Genomic DNA, 11960 nt, shown 5'->3' with positions numbered 1-11960 from the left:
GCTCAAACGAAGAATCGTATAATTAGTATGACAGTAACATAAATCTCACTTTATGGATGCTATTCAAGAACAAAAACTGGATTTGCCCACATCTTCTTGAACTTCTGCGTAAATGAATACTTTACTCCACTCTTCTGGGATTATTTCAATAACTGTTATTGCAATGTCCTGATACAACTCCGCAATTTTCAATATTCCAATTTAATAAATATATGGGTTCATTTTAAATCAACATTTTTTTTGCACAACACTATCTATTGAGTATTTTATTTCAAAACCTACAAGTCTTTGCAAATCGCCATTGTATATAGGTTTTATCTTTACCTGTACTTCTTCCACTCGCCCTTATTTAGACCCATTCATAGGGACAAGATCGTCAAGGCTACCGGATTCCTTGAATAGTGCCCGTCCTATCCACAGAATCTACTTTTCTTATAACGTCTTCCTAACCAAATATTCCCTCATGCTTATTCATATAAAGTTCCGTCCTTGTTTGCTTCACCCTTATATTTAAACATGCAAAAAAGGTCCATTCCTCTTAATCGTTCAAGTTGGAATGAACCTTTTAAAGCTTATCAAGTGTGTTTACCAAGATTCTTAGTGTTTAGTTTGTTGGTCATACTGTCTGTAACATCTTGTTATTGTGATTGTAAACTGATTTACACAAAATTTCTAGCACACCCAGGTGAAATATATACATTAAGAGTTTATTTATTGTTAAAATCCGCTTCGATCTGTTCAAACCACTCCATAGCAATGTCATCAGCAGTTTTAACTGGATCATTGGAATATACTAAATCATATTTATACTCTGCTTTCAGACTATTTACCCTTACATCATAAACTAATTTAATCTCTGTAGGCATTTCTCTTTTGTATTCATTACATAACTTGTATATTTTTTCGATATCATCATTAATAATATTCATAACACCCTTTTGACGCTCTACAGAAGTATTATATTCCATATTTTCTGTAATAGCATCTATTGCATCATTAAGCTTATGCTTCTTAACAACTTTCCCGTTGATACAATAAAAAAAATCGTTTGAAATAACTCTTTCTTCAAATGAACAATATATAAAGATTTTTTCAGCTTTATCTCTAACATATTCCATACAAATTGAAACCATGTCTGCTTGTAATTCACTAAAACTATCTTCAAAAACTTTAGTCATAATAATCTCCTTTTCAATTCAATAAATTCTTGACGAAAACTTCACCATCTATTTCATACTGTACATTAAATTTGGAGGGTCGCAAACTATCCCCCTCATATTTAACTTCTGCGTCGACTTTCACCTGTTTTCCATTTTTCAAGGCTTTAGCCCACTGGTTCTCTATTTTTTTGTATTGGCTTAAATTTATATTACTAGACTGTGAAACCAAATTGTCCAGATCTGGTGAACCACCAAATCTATCTCCTGCTAAATGACCCGCATGGTCGCCTGGCTCTTTGCCTGGCGTTTTCGGATTATGTGGTAAACGTTCTTCTCTTGTAGTTAATTTTAAATCATCTGTACTAAACTTATCAATTCTCCCCAGATGATCTGTTTCATAATCATATTGGTGCTCACCAGCTTTATACTTCACATTCGGTTTAAGTTTCCCTGCATCATCAAATGGATTATCGGAAGAAGTCTTATTAGGAGCTTTATCCATCCCCTTAGTTCCGAACGGATTCTCGTTTGGTTTCCTCGGTTTCTGTGAGCCAGGTGTTCCTTCGCTCTTACCTGACTTTGCACTTGAAGGTTTAGACGGCGTTGAGCTATTAGGACTTGGCCCCTCGCTTTCAAACATTCGATAAAGATCCTTAGTACTTTTCACACTATTGGATGCTCCGGTATACGTTACCGCCGTCCCATGTGCTCCCAAAACGACAGATTGTGCCATAGCAAGGACGCCTACAGGTGCCCCTACTCCTGAAGCTGTTACCAAACCACCTAAGAATCCTTCTGTCACAGCACCAACCGTTTCTACGGCTCCGGCTACAGTTGTCAAGGAATGTCCGATCACTTCACCTGTTTTACGCGCCATCGGATGATCTGAGGCGTATTCCTTATTCATTAGTCCAAACGAATAATCTTCTACAACTGCTGCTGCTGCTCCTAATACAACTTCTCCACTCACATCTGCGGCATACTCCAACTCGTTCGCCATCTGCTTCGCCATAATGGCTTCATTTTCCGCATTCTGGAGCTGGACTGCCGCCATAAGATCCCACCACGACTGGGGTTCTTCTTCTTGCTTCGGCTTCGGCTGTTGAGCCATGTAACTGTCGTAGTTCGCCCTCCAGCGTTGTCTCAACTCGGCGGGAATTTGCTGATAGGCATGAGCCATAGCATTCGATTCTTTCAGCAAGTTTTGAACGAGCTCTAGAGGACCACCGGAATGGGCCACATGACGTGCACTCGTATATACTTTGCCTAAAATCCACTTGCTATAATAGGCTTGTTTCGCTTGCTCATGCTCGTACTGACTAATCAATCCTTGAAGCGCCAAACCTGCCAAATGTTTTAACGGATGGACACCTGCTTCTTTAGACGCTCCCAAGGTAGGCGTTCCTTTGCTCCGGACAGGGATTGCTGCGGATACTTGTAAAACCGTTGCCGCCACTTTACCTGCTATTCCACCCGATGTATTCAACATCACGTTGGCTACTTTCCCGACTGCTGGAATGGAGCCTAATAGCTTGGATACTGTACCCAGCAATGCGTTAGCCTGTTGAAGCGCCGCTGGACTTGTAACCTTTGCCGTAGGAGTAGAAGTTGTACTTCTGGAAGAAGCGTTAGCTGCTGCCGATTGCGCTGCCTCATACGCCTTAATATTCATCAACGGCGGCTCGGGTACAGGAGGGAGGTCAGCTACGAAAACAGGAGCTTTCACCGTACCTTCCTGATAAATCACTGGGGCTTTCGTGTCCGTCTCACCATCTAGCACCATACTGCTGGCTCCGCCTTTTAAGTATAGTGCGTTTCCAGCCTCCAGTGATAGCTCCTGGCCTGCATCCAGCTTCACTTGATTGCCCTGAATCTGTACATTCCCCGGACTGTTGACGGTGATACCCGTATCCTCATGTAGTGTAATCGAAAACCCATCGGAAGTGGACAGGATCAGCTCTTGCTCAGACATTTCTATGCCGCTACCTTGTACGTGTTTCCATGCCTTCATATCTGGCTGTCCATTGGCGTGGCGATGCTGTCGCAAGGAATCGGTCACATAGGCTTCCTGTTCACAGTGTGTAGGTAAATACAGCTCCACTTGTTCCCCAACTTCAGGCATGTCGTACCAGCCGCTATGTTCTTCCGCAACATAACGGGTAGCTACGGGAAACCAACAGGCTTTAGCTGGGTCTTGCTTCGGATCAATTTCCAGTTGAAGTTGTACGAAATCCTGTTGTACCTTCAACACCGTTCCCGTGAGTGAAATCCCGATAGCTTGATCATTTTCATACCGAGCATAGTGAATATCCTGTTCGGTTTGGAGATCATAACGAGTTTGGAGTAAACCGTCCTTTAACTCTGTAACTGCCCTCACAACGACCAGCTCTTTGCCTTGTCCGATGGGTAACGTAATCAAATCACCCAGCGCATAGTATTGCAGATTTTCAATCGTGTAGGTGACATAAGCGCCATCACGTTCCCCTGGTTTTCCTGTATCTAACTCATGAAACGTTTTTCGTACCCTATAAAATACATCTCGTTCCACCTTATACTGTTTGCCTTCTGGCATTCCAAAGAAAACCTTAGGTGATGCAGCCGTAATCTCCGGCACAAGTACCGAACCAAAGCGAGAGACAAGGCGCTTTAAAAAGGCCCAGTCGGTTTCTTCATATTGTAAAACAAAAGTACCTAATTTAGCATAATTGGTCACCGTATCAATCGCATCTCCATACATGTACTTCCGAATCATTGTAGTGACCAGATCATCATAGGTACGGTGAATATCCTGATAGGAGCGCCTTTTCGTCTTGATATCCATTTGATAGGAATGCGAGGCCGCCTCCAGTTCAAAAGTGTATACCCCCCTTATGCATTGCACAGACATGCATGTAACCAACCCATGAAATAAACGTCTAAGCGACTGTCCTTGCTCATCTAGCTGACGTATGACAATCGGTTCCTGCTCCATGTCCTGTCCAATACACGCCGCTCCCTGTTCTTCCGACAGCATGCCGCTCACATACAGGTATGCATGATCGTTAACGGCCCTGGTAATTCGCAATTGTTCCATATGCTGAGGTTGAAAAGGACCGTATAAGCGTAGACTTTCATACCCTATTCCGTTTTGCAGTACGTCCAAATACTTCATATCTCCTTTCCAGCGGCACAAGGCACGTTCGCCCTCTACCTTGTGTATAGCTACCACACCATTCAGATCCTGAGTTTAAGAGGTTATTTTTAACAGCAAAACATTCTTATGTATGTATCGGATAGATTAGTGATTTTGTTTACAGAAAGCCCCATCCGATCTGTTATTTTGAATTAATATGCTAACGAATGAATATATGAAACCCCAAAACCATCTTCCACCTAAAAGAAAATAGATATTATTACTTTGAAAGGCTCCTGTTATCGGTGAAGCCTTATTTTCCTTAACATGAGCTATATCCACACGCAAAAGAGAGGATGTCTGTATTTCCTGACCATTCACCCAAAATACTACCGAAGGACAAAATATCGTACGCAGTAATAACTGTAGATTCTGATTTTGATAACACATACGATTTACAGGAGTACATCATCACGGAAGGGTTATATGCAGTGACAGTTCATTTTGGGTCTTCTGAAGAAATCGGTCCAACGTGAAATCGCTGGATTAATAACTGGTTTCCAGACAGTGGATGGAAGGCAAACCATCAAGACCTAACTATAAGTGGTACCAAAATCAATGTGTTCCTCCTGAATTGGCATTGATATTTCTATGTACGCCTGTAGTAAAAAACCAATTGTAAAATCTCTTCATCTCAATTATTAAAGCCATATAAAAAGCCACCAACCAGACACTGGTTGGTGGCTTTAAGTACCTTGATGTAAAGCGAGAGAACGAAACCTTGTGTAAAAACAGCACCTCACTTGAAACTCTCCAATCACCAAACTAAACTAAATTCCTGTAAAAAACTACTACTTCTTTCGCCAACTCCAAACTAATTTAATCACCCTTTGAAACTTCATCCAGTGTGTAGATCTTTGCATTCTCAATTTGAATACACGCTGATTGTAGTTCCTCATCCTTTTTCCATTGTTTTATTAACCCTTTTGAGTAGTCCCAGTAACTCTTCACTTCTTCCGCTTCAAAGATTTGGTAGCCATTAATCCATAATTCAGGACGTATCTCTTTATTATCGTATATATAAAGAAGTGCCTTCTTAGGTGAATAACTAAGTCGATAACTTATCGTGAATCCTCTAGACCTTTTCCTTAAATTGTCTACTTCTCTCCAAGCTTCGAAATTAAAATATGTTACATGACTTCTCCTCTCCGAATGAGTAAAACAATCACCACACCCATTACAAGTTAGCTCAATTGCATTATCTTTTTCATAACTTAGCCCAGTGCAGATCCTAAAATTATATGGTTGATGGCATTTTGTGCATGTTAAGCAATCATCAGTTACCTCCTTTAATATTATTAGAAAATCAACAATTCTATTTTGTGTGAAGTCTGGATCATCAGCAGTTAACTCTCGTATCATTTCAGTTTGAAATTTGAATAAAGTAAACAAAGATCCCCTCTTGATTAGTTTTTCAATTAAATTCTTGTAATCCGCAATCTGAAATTGTTTTTCCTTTTCAGTAGTCATTAAGGTCATTATCCTCACTCCAAATCTAATATTATAGTAATTAGTTTCACCAGAATAATAGATTTGCATACAAAAAAAGACACCTTAATGGTGTCTTTTTTAAAGATAGCAATGGAGGCGAGGGGAGTCGAACCCCTGTCCGAAGATAACGACACATAAGCTTCTACGGGTGTAGTGACAGTTTTGATGTCACCCTAGAAACTCCCTGTCACCGGATTCCCTTCGGGTCAGCCTGATTATCTTCTTCAGCTCACCGCAGGCGGAGATGAGACAGCGTATTCCACTATTTGTTAGCCCCTATCCCAGTCACATGGACGATGCTGGGTAGAAGCACGCACACAGTTTCTTAGGCTGCGAAAGCGTAGTTGTTTTGTTGTTTGCCGTTTAATAGGCTTTAGCGTTGATGAAGCGGACGCGTCCCCACTACCCGCTACCCATGCTCGAACTATCCCCGTCGAATCCATAAACGCCCCCTTATTATAAAAGGGCTCCACGGATAAATCCGGAAATACCGGAGCATAAGCATGCATAATATCAAAAGCTGAATTCTAAGATTCAACACTCGAACAAAGTTAAAAGCTTTAAAACTGACTACTTCGTTAGTATACCATATTACAGCTCATTACGGAACGAAATGAAGCCATTTAAGCCTTATAAAATAGCACCATTACAGGAACAAGTAACTTCTCCACGTAATTTGTACCATAACCAATAATACAACAACTTATCTCGCAATTTTCTGCTTCTCACGCAAAGCGCGTTGGATATCACGCTGTGCATCGCGTTTAGCGGCAGCATCACGTTTATCATACTGCTTCTTACCTCTGCCCAGTCCGAGCAAAAGCTTGGCATAACCATTGCGAACATATATCTTTAACGGAACAATCGTGTAGCCTTCCTGTTTGGACAGACCGATAAGCTTGCGAATCTGCTCTTTATGCAACAGCAGCTTACGTGTACGCGTCGGATCGGTAGGATTATTACGATTGCCTTGCTCAAAGGGACTGATATGCATATTGTGAATATGAATTTCGCCATTACGGATCGTAGCAAATGCATCACTTATATTAGAGCGACCATTCCGTAGAGACTTAATTTCTGTTCCCGTTAGCACCATGCCCGCCTCGTAAGTGTCCTCAATAAAATAGTCATGGGAAGCTTTTTTGTTCTGGGCGAGCACTTTCCCGTCTGCCTTCTTACCCATGAATACCACTCCTTATGAATAACGTAATTCACTCTTGAAATCCAGGTATCAAAATCCGGCTACAAAGGAGCCACCTAGAAATATATTGTAACAAATTTCAGATGGTAAAAGCAAGAAAGGTCAAGCCTTCTACATTTCTAATTGCAGTTATATCACACTTAAAGCAAGCGGCTTCCATCCATTACAGCAGACAGAAACCGCTCGTATACCTATCTTCAAATCAGCTTCATTCACTGCAATGAAAGCTCCAACCTTCAAAGCAAGTAAGCTCTAGCTACCTACTTCTTCTTTTTCCGCACAAAGCCCGCGGTGCTATTGCCGCCACTTCCGCCCTTATTCTTCCGCTTGCGACGTGCTGCGCCTTCACCGTTTGGTCTGGCATCACTACCTGGTGTAGCTGCCCCACCGATGAAAATACCGCTGGCAGACGTCTTCTTCCGTCGCTTGCTTGCCCCGGATGCTGGCGAGTTATACCCGCCCTTGCCACTGCCAAAGCCGAAGCTGCTAGCTGAGCCGGCTCCAGCTCCGTTTCCACCGCCGCGCCCTGAACGACCTGCGGTGCTAATACCTCCGCCACCTACGCCTGAACCGGCTTCTTTAGGCTTCCCGGCAGCATCACGACCGCCTTTACGCTCCCTGCCAGCCTTGTCTTTACCACCCTTACGTTCGCGCCCTTCATGGGGTTTGCCTTTACCTCGGCCCTCACCGCCACGCGCAAAACCTCCGCCCTGTCCTGAACCGCCCGTCCGTTCACGGCGTTGCCGTTGCTTCATATCGACAAGTTCAAAGTCAATTGTGTAATCTTCCATGTTCACACGCGCGACGCGAACCTTAACCTCATCCCCAATGCGGAACACCTTGGAGGTGCGTTCGCCAATCAAAGCCATATGCTGCTCGTCAAAGTGGTAATAGTCGTCCGTAAGCGCACTCAGACGCGTCAGACCCTCCACTGTATTGTCCAGCTCAATGAACATCCCAAAGCTGGTTACACTGCTGATGATGCCTTCGAACTCCTCGCCGACCTTGTCCAGCATGTATTCAGCCTTTTTCATCTGCTCTGTATCACGTTCTGCATCCACAGCCACACGTTCACGCTCGGAAGATTGCTGCGCAATATCAGGCATACGTGCAGTCAAATATTCCTGACGCTCGGCTGTTAAAGCCCCGCCGTTCTCCAATACCTCACGAATGACACGGTGAATCACCAAGTCAGGGTAACGACGAATCGGCGATGTAAAATGAGAGTAATACTCCGCTGCTAGCCCAAAATGTCCTGTCGTTTCCGCATCATACTTTGCCTGCTTCATCGAACGCAGCATCATCGTGCTAAGCACGGTTTGCTCCTTCGTACCCTGAATATCTTCCAGCAACGTTTGCAGTGCACGCGGATGAATGGAATTTCCTCTACCTTTGATCTGATGCCCAAAATTAGCCGCGAAAGCCATAAAGTTTTGCAGCTTCTCCGGATCTGGGTCCTCATGAATCCGGTACAAGAAAGGTACTTTGAGCCAATGGAAATGTTCGGCTACCGTTTCATTGGCCGCCAACATAAACTCTTCAATAATTTGTTCAGCTATCGTACGTTCTCTCTTCACAATATCTACAGCTTTTCCTTCATTATCCACAATCACTTTAGCTTCATCAAAGTCAAAATCAACCGCACCTCGGCGCATTCGATTAGCACGCAGCTTCAATGCCAATTCCTTCATCGTGCCGAATACATCAACGAGATCCTTGTACCGTTCCATCAGTTCAGCATCTTCCTCTTCGAGGATTTTGCGAACGTTAGTGTACGTCATCCGTTCCTTCGTTTTAATCACACTGGTGAAAATATCATGCTTTACAACCTTCATATGCTCATTGAATTCCATCTCACAGGATAAAGTCAGTCGATCCACCTGTGGATTCAAAGAACATATTCCGTTCGAAAGTCGATGTGGAAGCATAGGAATGACACGGTCAACCAAATACACGCTACAACCGCGGTTATATGCCTCCTGATCCAGCTTAGAGTTCTCACGCACATAATACCCTACGTCGGCAATATGAACGCCCAGACGGTAGTTCCCGTTCGGCAAGCGCTCTACATTTACAGCATCATCCAGGTCTTTAGCATCCTCACCATCAATGGTAACAATGATCTTATCACGCAAATCGCGCCGTCCCTGACGTACAATCTCTTCTTCCGTAATCGCGTCGGGAGCATTCTCCGCTTCCTCTGTAACTTCATCTGGAAAAGCTTCCGGAAGCTGATGCTTGCGAATAACTGACAAAATGTCGACGCCCGGATCATCCTTATGACCCAAAACTTCCAACACTTCGCCTTCCGCCGCTGCTCGTCCTTCTGGATAGCTCACAATACGCACAACGACCTTTTGACCGTTTACGGCTCCATTGAAGCTTGTTTTTGGAATGAAAATATCCCGGTTAATACGCTTATCATCCGGCAGAACGAAACCATATGCTTCGTGGCTCTGAAACACGCCTACTACTTGAAGCACTGCACGCTTCACGATCCGTACAACTTCACCTTCTAATCGACCGCCCGCAGGTCCCTTCGAGGACACTCTTACCAGTACCGTATCTCCATTCATCGCACTTTTTAAGTCGTTCGCATGAATATATACATCCGGGTGCTCCCGGTCCTCTGGAATCAGAAAGGCAAATCCCTTGGCATGAGCCTGCAAACGCCCACGCTGCAAATCCATCCGTTCCGGCACGCCATAACGGTTTGTGCTGGTCAGCAGGATTTTCCCCTCTTCCTCCAAGGAATTCAAGAGCTTAAGAAATTCACGGAAATCCTCCGCATCCTTAATATCAAAGTGCTGCTCCAGCTCCTGGTAAGTCATGGGTTTGTATGCAGTCTCGCGCATAAAATCGAGTAGTTGTTGCTCTGTTATCATAATATTGTCCACCTCGGGTGACCTTTAATTTTCAGTAATAAATCCGCATGTCCTTGTTCCTGATACAAGGCTCTTAATATACTCATACCCTAGTATACACGAATTTAATCGACGGCATCCCTGCCTGTCCAAAATCTAAAAAAAGCCCCCGTTTCCCGCGAAACGAAGGCTTAAGGTACATATTTATCTTATTTTGCAAAAAATGCAACTAAAACAGAAACGATCATAAAACCCGCACCCAAAACAGCAGTTGCACGTTGTAAAATCAAATCCATACCGCGAGCTTTTGTTTTGCCGAACAGATGCTCAGCACCGCCAGAGATGGCACCGGACAAACCTGCGCTTTTCCCCTTTTGCAGTAAAACAACCGCAATAACAGCAATCGAGAACACAACGAGCAGCACTTTCAAAAAGATTTCCATGAAAAATCCCACCTCCTGAGCTTATACATCTGTTTTGCAAAACAACACAGCCTCTTTTATGAAAACATGTACATATCATGTTATAAATAGCCGGAAATTAACGCAAAACACTATTTTTATTCTACCACAGCTTCCAGTAGATAACAACAGTTATACAAGTCACTCAGCCATTAAGCCTTTGCAAAGTTATGTATTCTCATACACATCCATAATAACAAAAAAACAGACCTGCCCGCGGTGGCGAGTAGGTCTGTTTTTTAATGCGTAAAAGCTTTGAGCGTTCAGACTTCGTGATCATGAACCATGAGTCAGAGGCGCCATCAGCATTTTTGCGCAATATTATTTTTTCAGGTTGTAGAAAGATTTCAGGCCGTGGTATTGAGCCAGTTCACCCAGTTGATCCTCAATGCGGAGCAATTGGTTGTACTTCGCAATACGGTCAGTACGGGAAGGAGCACCTGTTTTAATTTGGCCTGCATTTGTTGCAACAGCGATATCAGCGATTGTGCTGTCTTCGGATTCACCGGAACGGTGAGAGATAACAGCTGTGTATCCTGCGCGTTTAGCCAATTCGATAGCATCGAAAGTTTCAGTCAGCGTACCGATTTGGTTTACTTTGATCAGGATGGAGTTACCGATGTTTTCATCGATACCTTTAGCCAGACGCTCTGTGTTTGTTACGAACAGGTCGTCACCAACCAATTGGATTTTGTTGCCCAATTTTTCAGTGAGCAATTTCCAACCTTCCCAGTCATCTTCGGAGCAACCATCTTCAATAGTGATGATTGGGTATTTATCAACCCAAGAAGCAAGCAGGTCAACGAACTCAGCAGAAGTGAAGGATTTGCCTTCGCCTTCCAAAGTGTATTTTCCATCTTTGAAGAACTCAGTGGAGGCAACGTCCATACCGAGGAATACGTCAACGCCTGGTTTGTAACCAGCTTTTTCGATCGCTTCGATAATAGTGGACAGAGCTTCTTCGTTAGATTTGAAGTTAGGAGCAAAACCACCTTCATCACCAACAGCTGTGTTCAAACCTTTGGAGTTCAGTACGGATTTCAGGTTGTGGAAGATTTCTGCGCCTACACGCAGAGCTTCTTTGAATGTAGGAGCGCCTACAGGCAGAACCATGAACTCTTGTACGTCAACGTTATTGTCGGCATGAGCGCCACCGTTAACGATGTTCATCATTGGCACTGGCAATTGTTTAGCATTGAATCCGCCCAGGTAAGTGTACAGTGGCAAGCCCAGAGCTTCAGCAGCAGCGCGAGCTACAGCCATGGATACAGCCAGAATTGCGTTTGCACCCAATTTACCTTTGTTATGTGTACCATCCAATTTGATCATCAGCGTGTCGATTTCTACTTGGTTCACAGCATCCAAGCCGATTACTTCAGGAGCAATAATTTCGTTCACGTTTTTAACAGCTTGCAGAACGCCTTTACCCAGGTAACGGGATTTATCGTTATCACGAAGCTCTACAGCTTCGTGAGCGCCTGTGGAGGCACCGGAAGGAACGATAGCACTACCGATAGCACCGGATTCCAGATATACTTCAACTTCAACCGTTGGGTTACCACGGGAGTCGAGGACTTCGCGAGCGTACACGTCAGAAATAATAGTCATTTG

General features: G+C 43.6%; 8 protein-coding genes and 1 other RNA gene. All 9 read right to left on the bottom strand.

All coding sequences use genetic code 11. From position 1 onward, the window contains the following. Positions 1 to 63: 63 nt before the first annotated feature. The 9 genes from ACM1ND_RS00755 to eno all read right to left on the bottom strand — a co-directional run bounded on the left by ACM1ND_RS00755 (position 64) and on the right by eno (position 11957). Positions 64 to 177 carry an immunity protein YezG family protein gene (locus ACM1ND_RS00755; RefSeq protein ID WP_233903871.1) on the bottom strand — a complete coding sequence of 38 codons (114 nt, stop codon included), beginning with the start codon at positions 175 to 177 and terminating at the stop codon, positions 64 to 66. A 530-nt stretch (positions 178 to 707) separates the two neighbouring features. Then, positions 708 to 1178: a DUF600 domain-containing protein gene (locus tag ACM1ND_RS00750; protein WP_071559501.1), complete on the bottom strand. Its 471-nt coding sequence runs from the start codon at positions 1176 to 1178 to the stop codon at positions 708 to 710. A gap of 13 nt (positions 1179 to 1191) precedes the next feature. Beyond that, positions 1192 to 4302 carry a DNA/RNA non-specific endonuclease gene (locus tag ACM1ND_RS00745; RefSeq protein WP_071559502.1) on the bottom strand — a complete coding sequence of 1037 codons (3111 nt, stop codon included), beginning with the start codon at positions 4300 to 4302 and terminating at the stop codon, positions 1192 to 1194. 849 nt (positions 4303 to 5151) lie between these two features. Next, positions 5152 to 5871 carry a hypothetical protein gene (locus ACM1ND_RS00740; protein ID WP_143757182.1) on the bottom strand — a complete coding sequence of 240 codons (720 nt, stop codon included), beginning with the start codon at positions 5869 to 5871 and terminating at the stop codon, positions 5152 to 5154. 40 nt (positions 5872 to 5911) lie between these two features. Further along, positions 5912 to 6276: a transfer-messenger RNA gene (gene ssrA / locus ACM1ND_RS00735) on the bottom strand. Positions 6277 to 6526: 250 nt separating this feature from the next. Beyond that, entirely contained in the window at positions 6527 to 7006 is a 480-nt protein-coding gene (gene smpB / locus ACM1ND_RS00730) for an SsrA-binding protein SmpB (protein ID WP_013308270.1), read from the bottom strand. Between the two features lie 278 nt (positions 7007 to 7284). Continuing rightward, complete coding sequence (rnr, locus tag ACM1ND_RS00725; RefSeq protein WP_028541877.1) at positions 7285 to 9909, bottom strand: ribonuclease R; 2625 nt, start codon at positions 9907 to 9909, stop codon at positions 7285 to 7287. A gap of 188 nt (positions 9910 to 10097) precedes the next feature. Continuing rightward, positions 10098 to 10331, bottom strand: a complete 234-nt coding sequence (secG, locus tag ACM1ND_RS00720) for a preprotein translocase subunit SecG (RefSeq protein ID WP_013308268.1) — start codon at positions 10329 to 10331, stop codon at positions 10098 to 10100. Between the two features lie 339 nt (positions 10332 to 10670). Then, positions 10671 to 11957 carry a phosphopyruvate hydratase gene (gene eno / locus ACM1ND_RS00715; protein WP_013308266.1) on the bottom strand — a complete coding sequence of 429 codons (1287 nt, stop codon included), beginning with the start codon at positions 11955 to 11957 and terminating at the stop codon, positions 10671 to 10673. Positions 11958 to 11960 lie beyond the last annotated feature (3 nt).

This window comes from Paenibacillus sp. JJ1722 (genome assembly GCF_048282685.1).
In the GTDB taxonomy this organism is placed as follows: domain Bacteria; phylum Bacillota; class Bacilli; order Paenibacillales; family Paenibacillaceae; genus Paenibacillus; species Paenibacillus polymyxa_B.
Note: the sequence above shows the minus strand (reverse complement) of the source record. Positions and strands in the feature narration are given on the sequence as shown.